24 protein-coding genes are annotated in these 21894 nt (G+C 44.8%); 10 read left to right on the top strand and 14 right to left on the bottom strand.

Annotated elements, in window-relative coordinates; genetic code table 11:
* Nucleotides 1-11: 11 nt before the first annotated feature.
* Nucleotides 12-1358, bottom strand: a complete 1347-nt coding sequence (locus ACOJUR_RS06860) for an acetyl-CoA carboxylase biotin carboxylase subunit (RefSeq protein WP_420949585.1) — start codon at nt 1356-1358, stop codon at nt 12-14.
* Between the two features lie 193 nt (nt 1359-1551).
* Here ACOJUR_RS06860 and ymfI point away from each other — a divergent pair, with 193 nt between their 5' ends.
* Nucleotides 1552-2325 (top strand): elongation factor P 5-aminopentanone reductase, encoded by a 774-nt coding sequence (gene ymfI / locus ACOJUR_RS06855; protein WP_072873760.1) that lies wholly within the window; start codon nt 1552-1554, stop codon nt 2323-2325.
* Between the two features lie 32 nt (nt 2326-2357).
* Complete coding sequence (locus tag ACOJUR_RS06850; protein ID WP_420949584.1) at nt 2358-2888, top strand: hypothetical protein; 531 nt, start codon at nt 2358-2360, stop codon at nt 2886-2888.
* 31 nt (nt 2889-2919) lie between these two features.
* On the opposite strand, the gene ACOJUR_RS06845 is transcribed toward ACOJUR_RS06850, so the two are convergent.
* The 9 genes from ACOJUR_RS06845 to clpP form a co-directional block, all read right to left on the bottom strand.
* A complete protein-coding gene (locus tag ACOJUR_RS06845; RefSeq protein WP_420949583.1) occupies nt 2920-4239 on the bottom strand; it encodes a Ger(x)C family spore germination protein in 1320 nt (439 codons plus the stop codon).
* Between the two features lie 191 nt (nt 4240-4430).
* A complete protein-coding gene (locus ACOJUR_RS06840; RefSeq protein ID WP_420949092.1) occupies nt 4431-5804 on the bottom strand; it encodes an IS1182 family transposase in 1374 nt (457 codons plus the stop codon).
* Nucleotides 5805-5924: 120 nt separating this feature from the next.
* Nucleotides 5925-6575 (bottom strand): RsfA family transcriptional regulator, encoded by a 651-nt coding sequence (locus ACOJUR_RS06835; protein WP_238413479.1) that lies wholly within the window; start codon nt 6573-6575, stop codon nt 5925-5927.
* A gap of 139 nt (nt 6576-6714) precedes the next feature.
* On the bottom strand, nt 6715-6951 hold the full coding sequence (locus tag ACOJUR_RS06830; protein WP_203114397.1) for a hypothetical protein: 237 nt from the start codon (nt 6949-6951) through the stop codon (nt 6715-6717).
* A 72-nt stretch (nt 6952-7023) separates the two neighbouring features.
* Nucleotides 7024-8205, bottom strand: a complete 1182-nt coding sequence (gene thiI, locus ACOJUR_RS06825) for a tRNA uracil 4-sulfurtransferase ThiI (protein ID WP_072873756.1) — start codon at nt 8203-8205, stop codon at nt 7024-7026.
* Entirely contained in the window at nt 8202-9356 is a 1155-nt protein-coding gene (locus ACOJUR_RS06820) for a cysteine desulfurase family protein (protein ID WP_072873755.1), read from the bottom strand. Before ACOJUR_RS06820 ends, thiI begins: the two co-directional genes overlap by 4 nt.
* A gap of 143 nt (nt 9357-9499) precedes the next feature.
* Nucleotides 9500-10585, bottom strand: a complete 1086-nt coding sequence (gap, locus tag ACOJUR_RS06815; RefSeq protein WP_420949582.1) for a type I glyceraldehyde-3-phosphate dehydrogenase — start codon at nt 10583-10585, stop codon at nt 9500-9502.
* A gap of 110 nt (nt 10586-10695) precedes the next feature.
* Nucleotides 10696-11742, bottom strand: a complete 1047-nt coding sequence (locus ACOJUR_RS06810; protein ID WP_072873753.1) for an SAM-dependent methyltransferase — start codon at nt 11740-11742, stop codon at nt 10696-10698.
* On the bottom strand, nt 11739-12320 hold the full coding sequence (gene clpP / locus ACOJUR_RS06805) for an ATP-dependent Clp endopeptidase proteolytic subunit ClpP (protein ID WP_072873752.1): 582 nt from the start codon (nt 12318-12320) through the stop codon (nt 11739-11741). The genes ACOJUR_RS06810 and clpP overlap by 4 nt, the downstream gene beginning before the upstream one ends.
* Nucleotides 12321-12559: 239 nt before the next feature.
* Between clpP and ACOJUR_RS06800 the strand changes: the two genes are divergently transcribed.
* Complete coding sequence (locus ACOJUR_RS06800; RefSeq protein WP_072873751.1) at nt 12560-12934, top strand: YgaP family membrane protein; 375 nt, start codon at nt 12560-12562, stop codon at nt 12932-12934.
* A 216-nt stretch (nt 12935-13150) separates the two neighbouring features.
* Here ACOJUR_RS06800 and ACOJUR_RS06795 read toward each other — a convergent pair whose 3' ends face one another.
* Nucleotides 13151-13333: a hypothetical protein gene (locus ACOJUR_RS06795; protein WP_072873750.1), complete on the bottom strand. Its 183-nt coding sequence runs from the start codon at nt 13331-13333 to the stop codon at nt 13151-13153.
* Between the two features lie 258 nt (nt 13334-13591).
* On the opposite strand from ACOJUR_RS06795, the gene ACOJUR_RS06790 reads away from it, so the two are divergent.
* The 5 genes from ACOJUR_RS06790 to ACOJUR_RS06770 all read left to right on the top strand — a co-directional run bounded on the left by ACOJUR_RS06790 (nt 13592) and on the right by ACOJUR_RS06770 (nt 15712).
* A complete protein-coding gene (locus ACOJUR_RS06790) occupies nt 13592-14074 on the top strand; it encodes an IDEAL domain-containing protein (RefSeq protein ID WP_072873749.1) in 483 nt (160 codons plus the stop codon).
* Between the two features lie 202 nt (nt 14075-14276).
* Nucleotides 14277-14549: an SAV0927 family protein gene (locus tag ACOJUR_RS06785; RefSeq protein ID WP_203114404.1), complete on the top strand. Its 273-nt coding sequence runs from the start codon at nt 14277-14279 to the stop codon at nt 14547-14549.
* 193 nt (nt 14550-14742) lie between these two features.
* Nucleotides 14743-14958 (top strand): hypothetical protein, encoded by a 216-nt coding sequence (locus tag ACOJUR_RS06780; RefSeq protein WP_072873748.1) that lies wholly within the window; start codon nt 14743-14745, stop codon nt 14956-14958.
* A 5-nt stretch (nt 14959-14963) separates the two neighbouring features.
* Nucleotides 14964-15344 carry a YlbF/YmcA family competence regulator gene (locus ACOJUR_RS06775; protein WP_420949581.1) on the top strand — a complete coding sequence of 127 codons (381 nt, stop codon included), beginning with the start codon at nt 14964-14966 and terminating at the stop codon, nt 15342-15344.
* Between the two features lie 65 nt (nt 15345-15409).
* Complete coding sequence (locus ACOJUR_RS06770) at nt 15410-15712, top strand: DUF1292 domain-containing protein (RefSeq protein ID WP_072873747.1); 303 nt, start codon at nt 15410-15412, stop codon at nt 15710-15712.
* 50 nt (nt 15713-15762) lie between these two features.
* Here the strand turns inward: ACOJUR_RS06770 and ACOJUR_RS06765 are convergent, their stop codons facing one another.
* Complete coding sequence (locus tag ACOJUR_RS06765; RefSeq protein ID WP_420949580.1) at nt 15763-17073, bottom strand: MFS transporter; 1311 nt, start codon at nt 17071-17073, stop codon at nt 15763-15765.
* A gap of 173 nt (nt 17074-17246) precedes the next feature.
* Between ACOJUR_RS06765 and ACOJUR_RS06760 the strand changes: the two genes are divergently transcribed.
* Entirely contained in the window at nt 17247-18755 is a 1509-nt protein-coding gene (locus ACOJUR_RS06760) for a catalase (protein WP_420949579.1), read from the top strand.
* 95 nt (nt 18756-18850) lie between these two features.
* Here ACOJUR_RS06760 and menC read toward each other — a convergent pair whose 3' ends face one another.
* Nucleotides 18851-19972 (bottom strand): o-succinylbenzoate synthase, encoded by a 1122-nt coding sequence (gene menC, locus ACOJUR_RS06755; protein ID WP_420950518.1) that lies wholly within the window; start codon nt 19970-19972, stop codon nt 18851-18853.
* Nucleotides 19973-20100: 128 nt separating this feature from the next.
* Between menC and ACOJUR_RS06750 the strand changes: the two genes are divergently transcribed.
* Complete coding sequence (locus ACOJUR_RS06750) at nt 20101-20757, top strand: SGNH/GDSL hydrolase family protein (protein WP_203114406.1); 657 nt, start codon at nt 20101-20103, stop codon at nt 20755-20757.
* A 50-nt stretch (nt 20758-20807) separates the two neighbouring features.
* On the opposite strand, the gene ACOJUR_RS06745 is transcribed toward ACOJUR_RS06750, so the two are convergent.
* Nucleotides 20808-21740, bottom strand: a complete 933-nt coding sequence (locus ACOJUR_RS06745) for a phosphotransferase (RefSeq protein ID WP_420949578.1) — start codon at nt 21738-21740, stop codon at nt 20808-20810.
* Nucleotides 21741-21894: the final 154 nt, after the last annotated feature.

Genomic DNA, 21894 nt, shown 5'->3' with positions numbered 1-21894 from the left:
AAATATCCCCCTTATGAGTTCAAACTCAAACCAGTCAAAAAGCTTGTATCGGTTAGACCTTGCAAAAATCGCTCATCTTTTGCAATAGCTTGCAATTGCGGAAGATTTGACTTAATCCCGGTAATCTGACAAGTATTAAGTGCTTTTTGCAAAAGCTGAATAGCTTCAGCGCGCGTTGAAGCCGTCACCACCAATTTGCCGATGAGAGGATCGTAAAATGGCGTAATGGTATCCCCCGACTGAAAACCAAAATCAAGCCGCACGCCTTCCATCTCTTCTGGCAGATCAAGAACTTGCAATTTTCCTGGCGACGGGAATCCACGCACTGGATCTTCAGCATAAACACGTGCTTCGATACTGTGACCGTGGAAATGGACGTCCTGCTGTTGAAAGGTCAGCGACTCTCCTGAAGCAACCCGCAACTGCCACTCCACTAGGTCCAATCCAGTAATCTGTTCGGTCACAGGATGCTCAACTTGGAGTCGCGTATTCATCTCCAGAAAATAATAATTTCCTGATTCATCAGCCAAAAATTCAAAAGTACCCACACCTTCATAACCAAGAGAAAGAGCCGCTTGAACAGCCTTACTCCCCATTTCCTGCCGTAAAGCAGCACTTAATAAAGGTGACGGAGCTTCTTCTACCACTTTTTGATGACGACGCTGAATGGAACATTCGCGATCACCCAAATGGACCCCATTGCCCTGACTGTCTAGAAGAACTTGAATTTCGACATGGTGTGGTTTTTCAATATATTTCTCTAAAAATAAATCTCCATTGCCAAAGTAGGAAGCAGCGCGAGCCTGGCTGCCCGCAAACGCTTTCTTTAACTCTTCAGCATCGCGAATGATTTGCATACCGATTCCACCACCGCCACTCGAAGCTTTGAGCATGACTGGATACCCTATCCGCTCTGCAGCTTCAATGGCCTCTTCTAAACTCGCAAGCGCATTTTCCGTTCCCGGTACAATTGGCAGACCGGTAGCACTCATTCTTCGGCGCGCCTCGACTTTACTGCCCATTGCAGCTATCGCCGCCTCTGGAGGTCCAACAAAAATGAGACCTTGCTGGCGAACTCGCTTGGCAAAATCCGCATGTTCACTTAATAAACCATACCCCGGATGAATTGCATCGGCACCTGTTTGTTGAGCAGCTTCTAAAATAGCATCGATTTTTAGATAACTCTCTGCTACAGGGGGTGGACCAATTCTTACTCGCTCATCGGCCTCCTTGACAAACAAAGCGCTTTCATCCGCATCAGAATAAACTGCTACAGTTGAAATACCCATACGTTTACAGGTACGGATAATGCGTCGGGCAATTTCACCACGGTTGGCGATTAGCAGTTTCGTAATCACAGACCTTCCTCCTCGCTTCGCGGGCTGCTGATATTCCTCTGCAAAAGACTTAGCTCCTCACTTCAATTTTCTACCCGCAACACCAACACCGAGACTAGGTTAACAGGTCAAGCGCGCTATTGCAAAGGTTCAGTGACAACTGTCCTTGATTCGCATAAACTGGTAAGGTAGGACGCGGTTTGGGAGGATATTCATGAAAAAAGCAGAGAGCCTCTCATGCAAAGAAAGATTTTTGCATGAACAGGTAGCGATTGTCTCTGGAGCATCGGGCGGCATCGGCGGCACCATCGCCGTAACATTGGCTTGCCAGGGAGCTCATGTCATTCTGCAATACTATGCCAACAAAAATGCCGCTGAGCAGGTGGCTTTAAGATGTAGAGAACATGGAGTAGAGGCAATTACTTTTCAGGCTGATTTGAGACAAGAAGATGACGCCAATCGTTTCATTGAAAAAGCCGCCGAACTAGGCAGACCTGCTATTCTAGTCAATAACGCCGGCATATCTATGTCACAGTTGCTGATCGATACTCCTATGGAGTCGTACAGAAATCTTATGGATACCAATTTCACCAGCGCTTTTCTTTGTACTCGCGCCGTTTTACCGTATATGCTTTCGTCAGCATACGGCCGTATCGTAAATATAGCCTCTGTTTTTGGCATCACAGGCGCGGCTATGGAAAGTATATATTCCGCAAGCAAAGGCGCCCTCATTACTTTCAGCAAAGCATTAGCCAGAGAAGTCGCAGGCAGCGGTATAACGGTCAATTGTGTTGCACCAGGCGCCATTGAGACCCGCATGTTGGAAAATCTGGATACAGAAGATCGTTCGCAACTGATAGCCGAGATTCCAATGGGGCGAATTGGGCGAACAGAAGATGTGGCTCATGCCTGCCTCTACCTGGTTCATCCCAAATCGGATTATGTGACAGGGCAAGTCTTGACACCAAGTGGGGGATGGATGATTTAAGCGTATTTCTTTTTCCAGGAGGAGGGTTACCCTTGGCCAAAACAAAACAAAAAGGTAGGTTGTCGCCTGGCGTTTCCCAGAGGTTACGCAAAGAAGCGGCACACTACCATTTGACATCCGAACAGTTCATACGTCTCTGCCTGCGTCTATCAGAACTCATGCGCCAGGGTCTTGGCAATCAAACAGTGGATTTGTCTACTCTCATGCCATTTTTGGACTCGCCATTACTTAGCATGATGATGCGTCCATTGCTCCAGTCTTTTCTTGAGAACGACTCTAGCACCGAAAATGACCCATCTACTCCAGAGAAAAACTCTGAACATCCATGGACACAGCAAAATCCGCAATCTGGCGCCCCCGGTGCAACAAATGGACAGCCTTATAGCCAACGTCCTTTGCCACCTATGTATTCACCAGAAGCTCATCTGTACCCATACCCCTTTCCTGAAATGCCACAGCCCGGCGGATGGCCGCATCCTCAGCCAACCCAACCTTTTCCTCTCCAACAGCCACAACAGCATCCCCACCCACTGGCAGGACAAACAGGACTCTTTTTTCCATAATTCGCATACCATCGCTTGACAATAGAATGACTTATCTATTTTCCACAGGCTCCATTTGAATGCCAAATCGTCGTACATGCAATTGACTGTCCACTTGAATACGCGCATGGCGAAGATTTTTTTCCCATGGATACTGATTAAACGCCTGATCCGTCAAAAATTGCGGCCGAATGTATCGTGAAACAGGGATACAGTCACTACCATCCCGAATGAGAAGCCGTTCCAAAAGATTTTGACATTCCGTATCCAATTGTTTATCCAAAAAACTTTCCAAGTGTCTTTGACCGCTATAGCTTAAATAATTCCGTCCACTTTGGATGTTGATGACATCTGCATCCATGGGCAAGGAAACGCGAATGAAAACCGGATTCCCTAGCTTGATATGATAGCTTGGCGGACGTTCAGTATGCAAAGTGATACCGATATCCTGAAATTTTCCCGATTTATCTGTAAAGTCAAATTTCGCGTTGCGCAACCCACCATGCAGTAACTGATAGAGAATCGCTTGGCGAGCGTCCAGAAAATCTACCACTTTGTCACCGCGAAATACTGCTGCTCCAGCAAAATCTACTGGATTTCCACCGGTACGAGCAATTTCTCCAGCCGCAAAACTCATTTTTTTCTTACCTAAAGGCGGAGTTAATTTTTCTTGACTCTTATTGGTCCCTGAAAATGAATCTTTTTCTCCCCCGTTCGATTCCTGGGAAGAGGAAGCATCGGATTTCTCTGTAATTTTGTTCACCCCGTAGAGCGGGGTGAGTATATCTTCATGTGGAGATTGAATAGCGCTGCTCAAATCATGTAGATATGTGACGGGAAATAACCCTGTACGTCGACCGACACCAGCCACACTATCGCCAATACGTCCTGCCGACTGCTCGAGCATGGGTTTAAAGTTTTGAATGACATCGCGGGCAGTTGACTTGCTAACAACAACAGTTACCGTTTGTCGAAATTCTCGAAATCGTAAAAGGGGCTGCAGATAAGGTAAAATCCCATCTTGAGCCAGCGTTTTGCCAAAAATAATGGTGCCAAGATGAGAAAACGTAGCATTTCTTTCGAGAGAAGTATTGGCAATTAACATCGCTTCATTGACAGAACGAGCTCTTATCGTAATAGGTCCATTGGAGCGGTCGTCTTCTTGACCTGGTCCGCTAGCGCTGCTAGGGTTTTTAGGAACTGCCACGCGAAAAGTGCAGTCCACCATTCCATCTGGAGCTTTATCGAGACCCAATGTAGTGATAAATGCTTGTTGTTCTAGCTCTTGTCTATCATAGCAACCAGACATGCTCAAAGAAGCTGCGCACATCCAAAAAACTGCCAAGCCGCGCTTGATCTTATTTTTCCACACATGGCTCACCATCCTGCTTCTTAGGGTGGCAAGTTTGTGCAATCCATATACAAAAAAACCAAGTAAGAGATTACCCCTTACTTGGCCAGGCTGTCGAGAAAGACCACTGCGAGTGGTCTTTTTCAATTCAAGCAATATCTTTGTAGTTCGATTTACACAGGTTTGTATCAATGGGAAATGTGAATCGCTCTTCATCTAGCTCGTTTTGCTAGGTGAAGAGCGATTTTTTTCATGTTCTGACAGGCAGCGGTCATCAGTGCCTGTTCGAGCACCTTGTCCCTGCCTCGGAACCTCGCGTATCTGTATCCATGAAGTTGTTTCGCATCTGCAAAACTTCGCTCAATGGTTTGCTTTCGGAGTCGGTATAGGCGTTTCCCAGATTTACTTAATCGGTTCTCTCGGACCCTCTCTTTGCTATCCTCCCAAACGTGTCGTACCAAAACTTTTTGCTTGTTGCGGGAGCGTGTACACTGAGTCAGAATGGAACATGCCTTGCAAATTTCTGGGTCGGATTTGTACTCCCTGTAGCCTTCACGAGTTGTCGTTCGGTAAGTAAGTGGGTGTTTCTCTGGACATAGGTACGAATCCGTTTTCTTATCGTATCGGAACTTCCATTTGGGCATTAAACCCTTTGTGGGATGAAATCGGCGGTGACCAATCACTGCGAAGATACCACGTTCAGTTAATTCGTTACATATCGGATTTGTTAGGTAACCAGAGTCGAGCGCCACGGCTTCAACATTGAAACCAAAACGTTCAATTTGTCTTTCAAGTCGCCCTACGTATGGAATTGAATCATGGATATTGCCTGGCGTGATATGCACATCTGTAATCAAGTTGTACTTCGCATCAACGGTTCTGTGGTCGAGATAGTAAAATCCTTCCGGCTTGCCTTCGCGGTACATATATCCACTGTCCGCATCTGTGAGGCTGACCTTTACTTCGCGCTCCTTGGACACCTCCTTCCTGGGGCTTAAGGACTTTTTTTGGTGAGCGCTCCGATCTGCAGCGATGGCAAGGTCAAGTTCAGCAAGATAGCCTTTTACTTTTTCCTCAACGACTTTCCGCTCGAACTTGTGCTTATTTGCATTAGCTTTAATGTGTGTGGAGTCTGTCATCAGGACTCGTCCAGAAATGAGTCGGTGCTTCATACCTTGGAGAACGATTTCGTCAAAGATGTCTTGAAAGATGCCGGTGCCTGCAAAGCGAATACACCGATTCCATGACAGGGTGGTATGGTCCGGAACCCGGTCAGTAAGTTTTAATCCCAGGAACCAACGGTACGCAACGTTCGTCTTCACTTCTTGTTCCAACTGGCGCTCAGAACGGATGCCGTAAAGGTACCCCAGAAAGATCATTTTGAAGAGTACAACCGGATCCACCGCAGGTCGTCCGTTGTCTTCGGAGTAATAAGGACGGACCTTCTCTGGAATGAACGAGAAATCGATGTAACGATCAATCTTCCGAAGAAGATGGTCCTCAGGGACAAGTTCTTCAATAGATACAAACTCGAACTCCAACTGACGACCGTCTTTTGACTGGTACACGTCATCACCACCCAACATTGGTTATGAATATTATAACATAAATACATATATTTAGAATAAAAGAGACATAAAGAATGGCTGTCGAAACTTTCTCGACAGCCTGACCAAGTAAGAGATTACCCCTTACTTGGCCTTTTTTTATTCCGCTTGTTCTAAATCTGGGTTGGCCAGCAATCGTTCCAAATTGCCGTTCTCATCTATTCGATATAGAAAACCATCCGCGGAAAGTGGACTGTCTTCATTTTTGAGTGTCGCCTTTCTAGCACGATCGACAATCTGCACCAACACTCGATAGTCATCGGAGATACTGTCGAATTCCTGACGCAAAGAACGATGTTCCTCGTTTAATCGGCGATGTTCTTTTTCTAATTCCAAGAAACGTTGTTTCCACTCATTGCACTGACGCTCAGCAGATCGCCAACGAGATGCCCATTCAGCAGCAGTATTCTTCTCCTGGCGCAAAAAACGCAATACCTGAGCCCAACTCATCAACGTGGCAGTTGGATGATCGACATCGCCACCCTCCAATTGAGCTTGCACACGTTCTGCCTTTCGATCTTTACGTTCTTCCTTGGCAATTTCAATAATATTTTTTTGTTGTTTGCGTACACACGCATTCCAGCGAAAACCACAGGCTGCAGCCGTTCTGCCAAGCTTCCTGCTGGCTTCGTTAAACCCCGCCAACTGAGTGCTACCTTCTCGGATATGACGCAAAACAATTTCTGCTAGTAACGCATCGTCTTCTGAAGTCCATGCGTCCTGACGCATGGTTCGTATCGTTTGTCGCATTGGAAACCCCCCGCGAATGCCTGCCATCTCTCTGAATTTGAGACGCGGCTACATCTAAGTCATCCTAATCTCTTTATGTCCAGATTCTGAAGACTTTAAACGGAGAGTCGATAGTGAAAAGAAAAGATCTCCAAAAAAATTATGGCTTTTTTTCTTGACCCGTTTTTCTCCAACCATAACGTTTCCAAAGAATCGGATCGCCCGCTTTCACAACACGCCATTGAAATCGGTTCCTGATCCCCAAACGACTTTTGATATAACCGCTTATCTTTCTTTCTGCCACAGGCAGGACAAAACGGACAAAAATGGGCGTAACCCACCTGCTTGTCCGCTTCCAAAACCGATAGGTCTTACGTGCTCTCTTCCATATTCCCACGGTTATTCACCTCAAACGTCGGACAGTTGAATCCTGTACCTCAACGTTTAATGTGCATCAAACTTGCCTGTTTTAATCGATAGAACATATGGAACGTTTCTCTGTCGTAGCAAGCGCGTCTTTGAGCAAATCTTCTATGGAAAGATGAGCTTCGGCACGTTGTATTTCAAAAAGACTGGGACGAGTTTTGGGATTTTTGGGCGCAAAGAGCGTACAGCAATCATCATAAGGAAGAATCGAGGTTTCATACGTTCCAATCTTTCGCGCCTCATCAATGATTTGTACTTTATCCATCATGATCAACGGTCTAAATATAGGCATGTGCAACACTTCATCTTGCGCGTAAAGTGCTTCGAGAGTCTGTGAAGCTACTTGCCCAAGTGAATCGCCACTCACCAACGCTAAACATTGTTCCTCACGACAGACGGCCTCGGCCAACCGCAACATCATGCGTCGTAAAAGTATTGTATGTAACATGGACGGACATTCACGGCGAATGGCAGCCTGTATTTCCGTTACAGACAGAGTATAGAGCGTAGTCTCTGCGCCAAAAGCAGCTAATTTACCAGCAAGCGTCCATACTTTCTGCATGGCACGCTCACTTGTAAACGGTTGACTATGAAAGTGGATGGGCAATATCTCAAGTCCACGTTTTAAAGCATACCAGCCAGCCAGCGGACTATCGATACCGCCGGATAAAAGCAATCCTGCTCGTCCGCTCATCCCTGTTGGCAATCCACCCAGTCCTGGAATTGAATGGTGATATAAAAAGGCTTCGTTTTCCCGCAATTCTACATGAAACTCTATATCTGGATGATGCACATCCACTTGAAGTCGAGAGTTGGCTCTGAGCATTTCGCCGCCAATCTGGCGGGCTAACTCTTGACTTTGCACTGGGAATTGTTTATTAGCTCTTTTAACTTCGACTTTAAAAGTCGTAAAACGATCCCCAGACAATTCCTCAATCGCATACTCCCGACTTGCTTGCAAAATGGTTTGATATTGCAATGGTACGGAGATGGCTCTGGCCATCCCCACAATACCAAACACTTTATGAAGTTCTCTTTCGATCTTCGGCAAATCTTGTCTGGAACAACGCACCACCATTCTTCCAGAAAGTCGACTCACTCGCACATTGGCGAATTCAAATAATTGAGTTTGAATTCTTTGCTGTAAAAGTCGCTCAAATTGACTGCGATTATTGCCTTTGTTGGCAATCTCTCCATAACGGATCAGCAACACAACCTCATTCATCGGGGTCCTCCTGCCATTTTTTTTACCCAAGAAGTATGTTCCATGACAATACGAACGAGATCATCCACAGAAAACTCATCTTCTGGCGAGAAGGAAAAACGAATAGCCCCGGCCATTTCAGCTTTGGTCCACCCCATAGCACGTAATACCTGACTGCCTTTTTGAGTGTCTCGCGAAGAACAAGCACTGCTCGTAGAAACAAACAATCCATCCCGTTCAAAGGCATGCACAAGAGCTTCAGCAGGCAGCCCAGGCATTGACGCCATTAAAATATAGGGCGACTTATGTTTTGGCAGAGCTATTTTCCATCCTGCAACTGCTAATGATTCTGCAAGTTGCTGATGCATCTGCCAAGCACGTTTCATACAGTCTTCCCGTGCCAGGCGTTTAGCACGTTTAGCTGCGGCACCAAGCGAAACAATCCCCGGCACATTTTCTGTACCCGAACGCAACCCCTGCTGTTGACCTCCACCCAACACCATAGGGCGAAGCAAACGCTTCCTCGTTACCCACAATCCACCAATTCCTTTAAAAGCTCCTATTTTATGTCCCGATATGGTGAGCAGATGGGCTTGAAACGATTGAAAATGATTATCTGGCAACTTGCCAAAGGATTGGCTTGCGTCCACATGTAAAGTAATTTTCTCCCTCGACCGAATGGCTTCTGCCATCTCAGCCACTGGCAACATTGCTCCTGTTTCGTTATTGACATGCATAAGAGTAACCAGCCTCGTCTGCGGTGTCAGTGCCGCAAGCAACGAATCGATCTCCACATCTCCGTCGGCATTCGGGGGCACAAATGTAATCTGCCATCCAGCCGCTTCTAATTGGCGCAGCGGCTGGATCACAGAGGGATGTTCTATAGCCGTACTGACAATGTGCCCTCCCTTTTCCTGCCATGATTGAACCGTACCAAAAATAGCAAGATTATTGGATTCTGTCCCATTCCCAGTAAAAATCCAATCCCCGGCTGACCAACCCAGCAACTGGCTAACTTCTTTTTTCGATCCGTTAAGTAACTCTTCAGCCTCTAAGCCATATCGATGCAAACTCGAAGGGTTCCCAAATTTATCTAAAGATGTAATGACCGCATCTAATACATCTTTGGCAACTGGCGTAGTGGCCGCTTTGTCCAAATAGAATGTCGACAAAGATGATAACCTCCGTCAAGGTCCTTAGTTTCGCTTCTAAAATTAAGAAGCCAAGCGCAGAAAGGACATGCATTGAAGCATGCCCTTCTATTGTACCATTCCCTGCGATTCTATCCTTGACGCGCAACCTTTCGACCCAGCCATCAAGATAAGACTGGCAACACCTCTGCACCCCTTAAAAAACCATCCCCCCGCCGTACACGCTCGACCTCGGCGCGGGAAGCCCCTCCCATAAACAGAGCCGTTTCAACCATCCTGCAGGCGTATGCCCACTCGTTATCATACCAGGCTAATACCTTGACCATATTACCCGCCAAAATTTTTGTCATTCCTGCATCAACTATAGATGATCGGCTGTCTCCATTAAAATCAATGGAAACCAGCGGATCTTCTGTATAGCCAAGAATACCTCGCAGCGAACCGAGTGACGATTCCTCAAGCACACGATGCACATCATTCTCTGTCACTGCCGAATCGAGCGTAGCAACGAGATCAACCAAAGAAACATTGGGAACTGGTACGCGCACGGAAATTCCATCCATTCGCCCCTGCAGTTCTGGCAGAATCAAACCTATAGCTTTGGCAGCACCTGTTGTTGTTGGAATTAAGGATTCATGACTTGCGCGAGCACGACGCAAATCTTTATGAGGATTATCTAAATTGTTTTGATCGTTCGTTACAGCGTGAATGGTTGTTAAGAGACCGTGGCGAATGCCAAACGCATCATGCAGAACTTTGGCAAGTGGTCCTAAAGCATTGGTTGTGCAAGAAGCACCCGATACAACGCGATGACGGTCAGGGTGATACATATGCTCATTGACTCCAAGAACCAGTGTCATGTCCGCTCCTGGCGTTCCTTTAGCAGGAGCTGTAATCAATACGCGGCGCGCTCCTTGTTCAATATGTTGTACCGCGCCTGCGTAGTGGCGAAAAGCGCCTGTAGCCTCAATGACTATATCTATCCCTAAATCTCCCCAAGGAAGGTCTTGAATCGATCTCGTTGAAAAAATCTGTGTTTTTTTGCCGGCTACTGTCCATCCATCTTCTTGAACTTGAAGCGGTTGCTTCCATGTTCCGTGTACAGAATCGTATTTTAGCAAATGGGCCAAATCTTCCGAATCAGCCGTGCCGTTGACAGCCACCACATGAAATGCTTCGGTTTCCATTGCGCGACGATACACCATTCGCCCAATTCTGCCGAAACCATTGATAGCAACCCGCAAAGTCATGGTTGAAACGCTCCTTTACGCATCAAATTGAGCCCTCAACCTTATTATATATCATATCTCGCTCCTTTTGTGACATATTAAATAGATGATCCATAAAAATTGTGACACGTTTATGTGTATTTTTTTATGGGTTCAATCGTCATCACACTGAATCGTTCGCCCATATCTCCTGGCCAAAGTAATCGCTTAGCTTCATTTCGCATCTGATAAGCACTGAATTCCGACAAATTTTTTTGCTGCATTTCAATAATTTCTAATAATCCGCCCTCTAGAAGAAATTCTGCCTGTGTCTGCATGCGACTGGCAAAACCCAATCTGCGTACCAAATGATTGACATAATCCCAATGAACATCTGCTGTCCAATCTCCCTGGAAAGATGAATCCTTGCTTATATCTACTAATTGATGCTGACGATAGCCGCGCAACGTACCTTCAGGATAAGCACCAGAAGCCCAATCCCTAGAAGTGATACCGTAGTCAAAAAGAAGACAGCGTCCTTGATGCGCCAAGTGACACATTTGCGCAAGCAATGTACACAATTCCGGGCAAAATTCCCCGTAAGCGCCTACCGGGATAGGGAGCCAACGTTCACAAAGTATAGCGAGCCAACCAGGCGCTTTTCGCCAGTCAATATCGACGGCTGGTTGTTCATTGGACAAATTCACATAAGCCCTGTACCATCCATCTGAACTTTTCTTGACTCTCTCAACTGGTAAAGCATCCAGTACTTCATTAGCCAATACCAATGTTGATCGATTTTTTAATACTTCAAAGGGAGTAGAAAATGAAATATAGACATTTCCCCTGCCTTGCAGAGGACGAAGGCGTTCTTCCTGGTGTTGGCGTAAACGTGGCGAAGGTTCAACGCATTGATAGTAAAGAGGAATGTGCTGCAGGCGCTCTGCCCAGTTGGATATGAGGTAATAAGCTAAATATCCCTCGCCGGGACCAAATTCAACTATTTGAAAATCTTTTAACTTTTCTTCAGTTACCCATTGTTCGCAAAAACGGAAAATCACTTCGGCAAACAACACGGAGTGGCTGGCGGTAAAAAAATCCGCCGCCACTCCACCAATTTTGGCATAATGACGATAATATCCGTTAGACCAGCCCAAAAGTTGATGACGCATCCAGGCCGCATAGGACACTTGACTCATTTACGCACAACCACTTCGTCAATCAATCCGTATGCTTTAGCTTCTTCAGCACTTAAAAAATTGTCCCTATCTGTATCTTTCTCAATAACAGACAGAGGTTGACCAGTCCGTTCGGCCAAAATTTGATTGAGACGCTGTCTTGTTTTAAGAATATGTTCTGCGTGAATTTTGATATCCGAAGCTTGACCACGGGCTCCGCCCAGCGGTTGGTGAATCATCACCTCAGAATTGGGCAGGGCGTATCGTTTGCCTTTTGCACCTGCTGCCAAAAGAACTGCACCCATACTGGCCGCCATCCCCACACACATAGTGGAGACGTCCGGTTTAATATGCTGCATGGTATCAAATATAGCTAGTCCAGCCGTCACAGAACCACCTGGGCTGTTAATGTACATATGAATGTCTTTTTCCGGATCGTCCGCCGCTAAAAAGAGCAGTTGAGCGACAATGGAATTAGCAACATCCGCATCAATGGGGCTCCCGAGCAATATAATACGGTCTTTTAGCAGCCGAGAATAAATATCGTAACTTCGCTCACCCCGACTGGTCTGTTCAATAACGTATGGAATTAGGCTCATGACTCGAACCTCCTTAGGTCCTCACTGAATTTTAGCTTCGACTTTTTTCTTGCTCGGCATTCAGTATGACAGGAAAATTGTTTTTCGTCAAGGTCAGTCAAAGTCAAAAAATCTTTAAACGATGACATGCCTATTAGCTATCCAAATCAATCCAATTTTTCAAAACGCTTTATTGATAGATCGTCCACAAAAAGAGCACATTACAAAAGGACAAAATTCAATTGTGTGGAGGGACGACTATGCAGCAGAATCTATCCATACCCAGCCGTTACTCGCGTATGGTGGCTGGAATCATTACTCTGGCCGCAGCATCTGGTGGACGCAAAAGAGGAATGATGAGTACTGTAGCAGCTTCGATTGGGGCAATGAAGGTTGCGGAAGGCGTGCTGGGCTGGTGCCCTTTGATGCACGTTGCCGATCGCTTGTTTCAAGAGCCGTCTCAGTCAGCCAATGCTCAAGCTACAACCTCCAGCCAAGCACAAAATACCGATAAAGGCAACCAACAACATCAAGAAACAAAACAAAATCGCGATCGCACTCAATATCAAAATGCTTCTCATTCTCGGGAAGACCATCAACATCAAGGAACATATAGTGAAACTTGGCTTTCCTAAACTGAATGAGGATTTTGAGGAACATTGACCTGAAAAATCTCCTCCAACCTGATGACCAAAAGTTGGAGGTTTTTTCACGTTCCACAATAGATTATGATTGCCAACTGATATCAAACAAAAGAGCGGGTTAGTTCGAGAGTCATTCGGTTAGACTCTTCGAATACCCGCTCAGTTTTCCAGGAAGGAAATCGTGGTACTGCCATTGCAAAGACAGCCTTAAAAGGTTGCGCCTTCTTCGCGAAATCGGACACCGTATTTACCACGCTTCGTTTGATAAACTTGAACTTCGCCGGGCCGCTTTGTACCACGAATGCGCTCATCGGCTTCTACCCACATCACTGCGCAATACGCTTCAAACTTTGAATCGTAAAGCCCAGCAAAATAGACCCAGTCCCTCACGGCCTCTCCCTCCTGCAGGTAGTATGACCGCCTTAGCGCTACTTTTCTCTGGCGATTCATGGATATGGTGGATATTCCAAACGGAATTCAGAAGAATCTGATTTCCAATTTTTCTTCTCTCTTCTTTATTCCGCGACTTTTTGTTAGAATAAAGACCACCCAATCTACATGCATACGTCGTTTGCCCAGCAATGGGATGAGTCTGAATCATACAATAAAAAAATGTCACAGCGACTTCTGTTGTAAGGAGTGATTGATATGATTCCTCAAGACGAGTTGCTCCAGCTAAAATCAAAATTGTTGCCAAACGGCGCTGAACCCGTGGTGGATATACTCAGTCAATACTTTCAACAGATAGAACCCACACAAATTATTTTACAAAATGTTCCACTCTTGATTTTAGGACGGCATGGCATGATTGCTTGGATTCCAGACAACGGAAAGCTACAAAAGTCAAGCAATCCCGATGATATTTTGAAACATCTGCAAACTTTTTTGCCAAGCAAACAGACACTCTACTTATTTGTCAATCTTCCGGAATTGCCTGTTCCTGAAGAAGTGACACAGGTTTTAAAAGAAATTTCCGAACGTCACAGAAAACGTCTAATGTTGCAAGAAAAAATTGATGCTGCACTGGATGCTCGTGACAGGCAGGCTTTTTTAAAAGCGGTTCAAGAGTTGCAATGGCTGAATGAACAGGAGAATGTGCCAAGTCACGGTCGTTTACCTGACAAATTTTAATACAGGTCATCAACTCCGTTTGCTGAGTGTTCCTAGAAGCGGGCTTAGGATACGACTTATTTCAGTAAAGAATAGTCAATGTTCAAAACTTTTCTGATTTGCCGAGGTTTCATAAGAAATGGCATGAAATCGCTCAAAGATTTCAAAGTCCTATTTTTTGAGAAACCTCATCTAGCCCGCCATACAAGGAGGCTTTCACTTGGTGCAGGATGACGCTTTGATGTATGAAGAACTTGAATCCACTGAAACTCGATACGTTGGATATATAGGGGAAAAAGACCGTCTTGATTTTGTTATCACTCGCACCGCACATTTTTATGGCAAAAAATTAGTGGCTTGTCTTCAAACGCGGAGAATAGCTATTTTAGACGCAAATGAAGCTGAAGACCCTGAACTATTGGTGGAATTGTTTGATATTGACACCCATGAAGCTTATTCCCTCGCGAATTTTCTTTCCGGACGTCTTTCTGTCTAAAAAAAGATTACCGGACAAGCCATTTTTCTGTTACTCTAAGGATGAGACAAAATTCTATTTGTCGCATCCTTTTTTTCACCAAATTTGAATCACACAATCTCTTTTTGATATTGTTCATTAAATGGAAAGTCATTTGCTAGGTCAAAAGCATAAGAGATCTGAAATCAGGGTAGTATGGGAGGCAGCAAATCCTATGCAAAAAACACGCCGTTTGCGATATCTCATTTTTTCAGCAATGTTTGCAGCCGTGCTGGTTGGTCTTCTGGCACATTCTTATATTGTTCTGAGCGTGCTGGTTGTTTTGGCTATATTGCTCGGCATAGTGGGAGATGTTATTGAAAATAAACCTACCGCGCCTTTTAAGCAATATAACGAATTGCACGATCACCATGTAAAGATAGGCGAATAAATGCGATGAACTCTCCAAAACCTGTAGATATGGTGGAACTTCTCAGCTTAACTGAAGAATTAGCAGATGCGATTTTGGAATCTGATGAAGTGAAAGCATATCAAGAAGCAGAAGCCAAGCTGCGGAACAATTCCAAAGCTCGTAAGTTACTTCAACAGTTTCAAGACTTGACGGAACAAATAGCTGAGTTGCAAGCACGTGGAGTTCCAGCCATTCATATGGCAAATATGCTCAAAACATTGGAATCTGTAAAACAGGAGTTGGATAGCGAACCAGAAGCTGTCTTATTACAAAAATCAGCCGAAAATGTGGAAAATCTTCTGGAGCAAATTGGCAAACAGATGGCTCGTCCACTTACAGAGCCGTATACATTTAAGAAAGATTGACGATTTCAGAAAGCAAATGGTATTCTACAGCAGTTAATTGCCTTAAGGCAGAAAGTAGGATGATAATGGCTGACGAACATCAACATGACCATGAACACGAATTGGATGAAGAAATCATTGTCCTTGAAGACGAGGATGGCGTAGAGCACAATTTTATTCTGGGTGAAGTGCTAACCGTAGACGGTAGAGACTACGCGGTATTGCTCCCTGTTGACGAAGATTTGGAAGAAGGCGTTATCTTCCGTATAGATGGCGAAGATGGCGACCAAATGGTCTTGGCAGATATTGAATCCGATGAAGAATGGCAAAAAGTTGTAGATGCCTACAATGAAGATTTGCTTGACGAAAGCGAAGACGACGCAGAATAACATAAGACTTGCATATTTTGACAAAGGGGCTTTTCAGCCCCTTTGTTTTTTTAATTCAATTCACTACGTTCTTTCAGCGTCTTTTGTTTATCAGGGTGATGGAAAAGAAGAACCGCCAATACCGAAGTGAGGGCAAGAATAAAAAGTAACCAGAAAGCATCGGTAAAGTGTCCGGTCGCATGTACGACAACACCTGTAATCCAAGGCGCTACAAAACCAGATATAGCAAAAAAGGTATCCATGACACCCAAAGCCGTACCTGTGCGTTCAGCAGCTACGTCAACATTAATGGCATAAAAAGTGGAATTAGAACTCATACCAAACCCAACCGCCAAAGAGATAAACAAGATGGCTACCCACAGTGTATGTGTGTAAATAATCGGCAAAATACAAATAGCGGCTAGCAACTGAGAAATCCAAATTGGATGGCTGCGAGCCTTGCGCAAACTACCTGTTTTTTTCAGTACTCGGTCGGACAGATAACCTAATCCATAGAGGAGTATTGCAGCCAATGACCATGGCAAAATAGCAAATAGCCCAATACTCCCCAGCTTTAAGTGATACACTCTGCCTAAATATTGTGGCAACCAGGTCATAAAGAAGAAGAGATAATACCCAAAGACAAAAAAGGCCCAATCATTGGCAAGTAGCGTGGGATTGGTTAATAAAAATTTCCAAATCCCCTTGACGCTTTGCCTCTGTTGTTTACGCATTTCTTTTTCCGATCCGCTTTTCACTTGCTCCCCATCACGGATATGTTCTAATTCCAAACGATTCACTCGTCGACTGTGTTCGGGAAAATCACGGAATAAGAGAAACCAGACTGGTACCCAAATCAGACCGACGATACCAAGAATAATAAAAGTCGTACGCCAGGAAGTATGAATCAGCAGCTGCGTAACAATAGGAGCACCAATGGCCAAAGCTATAGGAACAGCCACAAGCGAATTAGACAACGCTATGGCTCGCTCCCGTTTGGAAAGCCAATCTCCGACTGCCCGATTCATGGCTGGAAAATTTGGACCTTCCGCTAACCCAAGCAACCAACGGGCGAGATACAGGGTCGTCAAAGAGGTCGCCAATCCCGTCCATCCCATGGCAATGGACCAAACAATCGATGAGATGGTCAAGACCCAACGGGCTCCCGCCCTATCAACCCAAATTCCGCCAAAAAATGTCGTGATCATATAACCAATAGAAAAGACTCCAAGAACCCCACCAAGAACCGCTGCATTGATATGAAATTCCTTGATGAAATCAGATGCAGCATACGATGCTGCTGAACGGTCAATATAGTTGACCACTGTGATAAAAAATAAAAGAAATATTATGACCCATCGATAACGAGTCCGACGCAACAACCTCACTCTCCTCTCATCTATTTTGAAAGCGTCATCTTAGATTATAAACAATGTTTTTATTTGAGACTAAAAATTTTGTTCTTTCATCGTCATAGCCTCATGGGATTTTTAACTTGACACTAAAAATCTATAGATTTAAACTTAGTTTAAATTCATATAAAGAGGTGTTTGAATTGAGCGAAAATAGACTAACAACTGCAACTGGTTCCCCCGTGGCTGACAATCAAAATTCGCAAACCGCAGGCTACCAAGGTCCTATCCTCATGCAAGACGTTCATCTTATTGAGAAATTGGCTGCTTTTAACCGTGAAAGAATTCCTGAAAGAGTCGTCCACGCAAAAGGGGCAGGTGCTTTTGGATATTTTGAGGTTACTCATGATGTATCAGAGTTTACCCGAGCAAAATTTCTCTCCACAGTTGGCAAACGCACTCCTGTCTTGATTCGTTTCTCCACTGTGGCTGGAGAGAAAGGTTCTGCTGACACTGAACGGGATCCCCGTGGATTTGCCATTAAATTTTATACAGAAGAAGGTAATTATGATCTCGTTGGTAACAACACACCGGTTTTCTTTATTCGAGATCCACTAAAATTCCCAGACTTTATTCATTCACAAAAGCGCCATCCTGTGACGAATTGCAAGAATCCTGATGCTATATGGGATTTTTGGTCACTGTCACCAGAATCCATCCATCAAGTAACCATTCTCTTCAGCAATCGCGGTACTCCTCGAACCTATAGACACATGCATGGATATGGAAGTCATACTTTTCAATGGGTTAATGAGGCTGGACAGGGTGTTTGGGTTAAATATCATATCCGTACAGAACAAGGTATCGAGAATTGGCGACGCCATGAAGCTGTACAATTAGCGGGAGAAGATCCGGATTATTCTACACGCGATTTGTTCGAATCCATTCAACGCAAAGAATACCCTGAATGGTCTGTATGGGTACAAATCATTCCATTCGACGAAGCCAGAAACTATCGCTTTGATGTTTTTGATGTCACTCAAACCATATCCCAAAAAGATTATCCTTTAATCCCTGTGGGACGGATTGTGTTGAACCGCAATCCAGATAATTACTTTGCTCAAATTGAACAAGCAGCTTTCTCACCAGCCAATGTAGTTCCTGGAATTACTTTTTCTCCAGACAAAATGTTACAAGGGCGGCTCTTTGCTTATGCAGATGCCCATCGTTACCGACTCGGCATCAATCATACGCAATTGCCAGTGAATCGTCCTCTGTCACCTGTAACAAACTACCAGCGCGACGGTGCCATGCGTGTAGACGGTAATGGCGGAGATTCTGTTTACTACGAGCCGAACAGTTTTCACGGTCCCAAACAAGACCCAGCAGCTAGCGAACCAGGCTTGTCCTTACAGGGTTTGAGCGGATCGTACGCTTATCCACAAAACCAGTTTTATACTCAAGCTGGAGATTTGTACCGCCTGTTACCAGAAAGCGAAAAAACCGATTTAATCGACAATATTGCCGCATCGCTGGGTCAAGCACAAAAAAACATTCAACTTCGTCAGATTGGACATTTTTACAAGGCTGACCAAGAGTACGGACAACGTATTGCCGAAGCACTTCATCTAGCAGAAGCAGCCCCAACTCATCTTCAAGATTATACTGGCCAAACTCAACGGCAGGTGTCGTTCCTGTCACACTTAGATTGATAACCAGTCACCAGCCTCCAATCGACTCATAAAATGGGAAGGCTGGTGACCTTTCAATTGAGGATGGATGGATGACAAACAAAAGTCTAGCGAAGTCAAATTTCAGGACGTTCAAACACATACTCCGAAACCTGCGAGCGCTCGATTTCAGACCAATCTATCCGCTCTTGAACACCAACTAACGGATCGACAGATAAAAATCCTGGACGTGAAAACACTACAGGCGGATTGATAATATCTCGCTCAAAATAACGGTCACTCGGTGATGTATCGCCCGGCAGAGTGAATCCCGGCAAAGAGGTCAAGGCAATATTATGCAAGCGCCCGATCCCGGTTTCGAACATCCCCCCGCACCAAAGCTCAAGTCCATTATCTACACAGATATTGTGAATCTCTATAGATTCAGCAAATCCACCCACTCGCCCAGGTTTTAAATTGATCACTTTACAGGCACCCATTTCTGCCGCTTTTTTTACATCACTGGCACTCCGAATACTTTCATCCAAACAAATAGGAGTGTCTAATTTTGCCTGCAGTTGCGCATGGTGAAGTATATCATCCGGTTCTAGCGGCTGCTCTATCATGACAAGCCCCAAGGAATCCAATTGCTTCAGTTGTTCTGCATCCTCTAACCGATAGGCACTATTCGCGTCGGCAAGTAACTGTAATCGCGGGAATGCACTTCGAAGCGCATGGAGAGGAACATAATCCCAACCAGGTTGAATTTTCAATTTGACACGCTGATATCCTTGTTCCACATAGTTCCCTACCTGTTTTAACAGGTGAGACAACGAAGTTTCAATCCCCACACTAATCCCTACTGGAATTTCCTTCTTCACACCACCCAGCAATTGGGATATGGGTTGTTGATACTCTGCTGCAAACGCATCCCATATAGCCATTTCCAAAGCAGCCTTGGCCATCTCGTGATGACGAACAGGGCGAAAGGCAAAGCGGGTAGTCCACAAATCTTCGCGGCTTTGCCACTCCATCCGCCATATCAGCGGTATTAGAAATTTACTGATTATATACAAGGCCGTTTCTGTTGTCTCTTCATTGTAATAAGGAGAGGGCATAGCCACACATTCTGCAAAGCCACTCTTCGGTGTTTCCGTTTGAACTTCCAATAGCAGTACATCTTTTTCTTGTTCCACACCATAAGAGGTTACAAATGGCTGACGCAATTTCATCGCCAAACGCCGCACAATGACTTTCATGACACGCAATGCTTTCTCCACCTTTCCAAGCGCACTTTTTTAGCAAAATAGACACCTGAACACAACTTTAGAGCATCTTTTTTCATTTGATATTTCAGCATCATTGATTGTGAAGGGGGCGAATTGAGATGTCATTATATATAGCCTTAGGCGACTCCATCACTGCCGGAGAATGCGCTTCTTCCTGGTCGCTTGCCTATCCAAGTCTCGTAACATCTATGCTTTCTCAACAACGTTCCATCTGGAATGGCGAAGTCTTAGCTGAGCCCGGATGGACCAGCCAGGACTTATTCTATTATGTAACCAACCATTCCCCTGTTTATCTAGAGCAAGCAAAAGTCGTCAGTCTATGGGTAGGCGGAGATAATTTGGTCGACGCCGCCAGGCAAATCCTTGGCGGTGCCCCACGTTCTGCCATCCATAAGGCATTGGTTGGTTATAGCCAAAGTTTAGCTGCTCTTCTTCAAATGATTCGACAAATCAGTAGAGCCCAGATTATTGTTTGCACGCAATACAATCCATTTCCAAACTCTCCAATTGCTAGTGAAACTATTGAAGCTCTAAATACTGCAACACTCTCTGTAGCCAGTCGAATGCAGACGAGTGTAGCACCATGTCATACCTGGTTTGCTGGTCGACAGGCCGAACTCATCTATGGTTATCGAAATGGAAAAATTCAAGATGTGTTAACTAGCCCTATAGCACCAGTTCATCCTAACAACTTGGGACATCGTGTCATCGCCCAAAATTTAGTGCCTCTTGTAAGAAGTCAGCCGATGGGCTGACCTATTTTGATCTCTATATGGATGAGTTCCTGAGGCGAATTTTCCATCATTCAAAGTAACTCTTTTTCTAATTTTTCACTATAGTATACGGCTGTTTGAGAAGAGAGCAAAGGAGCGGGGCGATGACTAACATGACGCTTTTGCATGAAATACCAACGAACCAATGGATACGGAATATGCAGAAGCGTAAACAAAAATCGTCTGTCATAGTTTGAAATAGGTCGAATTTGCTGATAAATTTTGATAGCCTCTATCATCCGTTGAGCATCCCATGTAGCGCTCCGATGCAAAAGGTGGGCAAGATCTATCATTCGATTCTGCATAGATGTATTATCAAAATCAATCAATTGCAGGCTACCTGTTGTTTGGAAAACTAGATTAGGATAATTATAATCTCCATGAATGAATGCTCCCATCTGTTGTTCTTGCTCGATAGCCGTTAAAATTTCGGGATGTTCAACTTGTTCCACCGCTTTGAGCAAAATGCTTCTTAATCCATCTAATGAAAAATCTATCGATGGTTTGGCCTCCAACTTGCACAAAATCTTCTCTGCGCTTTCTATTTTCTGAAAAATATCATGATATCTTATCTTTTCGGCAGGAATACATGGAGATTGAAATTGCTCTGCAGATTGATGAAATTGAGCCAATGTTTGTATCGCATCACGCCATTCAACAAAGCGCTGAAAATTAGGTTGTCTGCCGGAAATCCAGGGAGTGACAAGATAATATTTTTGATGATTGCGAAAGACCCATTCCCCCCGCCGGCTGGAGAAAAGTCGAGGACTTTTAGCAAAACCGCGATCGCGCAAATGTAGAAGTATATCTACCACATGATAGACATGTTCAGTAGGTCCATCGAGAAGTTTCACGCAAAGTGTTCCGTACGTAGTGGTTTTTACGCGATAAACCCCTTTTCTGACCTTCCGAAATGATTGCACAACAAATGGAAAATCCTGTTCAAACACTTGCCAACGACTCACGGTCATGCCTCCGCTTCCATAAGAATCTTTGCGAGCCACTCCCACTGTATATGCGCACACATGAAAGATTGTGGTTGACCTTTTTATTCAGACTCACCAGTGTTTCCCACGGTTCATATGCTGTGAAACAGCCATTGTAAAGGGGGGCATGGTA

The sequence above is a fragment of the Alicyclobacillus tolerans genome (assembly GCF_048984885.1).
GTDB classification, from domain to species: Bacteria; Bacillota; Bacilli; order Alicyclobacillales; family Alicyclobacillaceae; genus Alicyclobacillus_I; species Alicyclobacillus_I tolerans.
The sequence above is the reverse complement of the archived record's forward strand: the minus strand, read 5'-3'. Positions and strand labels throughout refer to the sequence as shown.

Excerpts from the sequence above, each read along its gene's own strand:
- ACOJUR_RS06810 (WP_072873753.1), bottom strand. The coding sequence starts at position 11,742 with ATGAGTCAAGTGTCCTATGCGGCCTGGATGCGTCATCAACTTTTGGGC.
- ACOJUR_RS06750 (WP_203114406.1), top strand. The coding sequence starts at position 20,101 with ATGTCATTATATATAGCCTTAGGCGACTCCATCACTGCCGGAGAATGC.
- gap (WP_420949582.1), bottom strand. The coding sequence starts at position 10,585 with ATGACTTTGCGGGTTGCTATCAATGGTTTCGGCAGAATTGGGCGAATG.
- ACOJUR_RS06770 (WP_072873747.1), top strand. The coding sequence starts at position 15,410 with ATGGCTGACGAACATCAACATGACCATGAACACGAATTGGATGAAGAA.
- ymfI (WP_072873760.1), top strand. The coding sequence starts at position 1,552 with ATGAAAAAAGCAGAGAGCCTCTCATGCAAAGAAAGATTTTTGCATGAA.
- menC (WP_420950518.1), bottom strand. The coding sequence starts at position 19,972 with ATGAAAGTCATTGTGCGGCGTTTGGCGATGAAATTGCGTCAGCCATTT.
- ACOJUR_RS06840 (WP_420949092.1), bottom strand. The coding sequence starts at position 5,804 with ATGTTGGGTGGTGATGACGTGTACCAGTCAAAAGACGGTCGTCAGTTG.
- ACOJUR_RS06835 (WP_238413479.1), bottom strand. The coding sequence starts at position 6,575 with ATGCGACAAACGATACGAACCATGCGTCAGGACGCATGGACTTCAGAA.
- ACOJUR_RS06790 (WP_072873749.1), top strand. The coding sequence starts at position 13,592 with ATGATTCCTCAAGACGAGTTGCTCCAGCTAAAATCAAAATTGTTGCCA.
- ACOJUR_RS06780 (WP_072873748.1), top strand. The coding sequence starts at position 14,743 with ATGCAAAAAACACGCCGTTTGCGATATCTCATTTTTTCAGCAATGTTT.
- ACOJUR_RS06775 (WP_420949581.1), top strand. The coding sequence starts at position 14,964 with ATGAACTCTCCAAAACCTGTAGATATGGTGGAACTTCTCAGCTTAACT.
- thiI (WP_072873756.1), bottom strand. The coding sequence starts at position 8,205 with ATGAATGAGGTTGTGTTGCTGATCCGTTATGGAGAGATTGCCAACAAA.
- clpP (WP_072873752.1), bottom strand. The coding sequence starts at position 12,320 with ATGAGCCTAATTCCATACGTTATTGAACAGACCAGTCGGGGTGAGCGA.
- ACOJUR_RS06800 (WP_072873751.1), top strand. The coding sequence starts at position 12,560 with ATGCAGCAGAATCTATCCATACCCAGCCGTTACTCGCGTATGGTGGCT.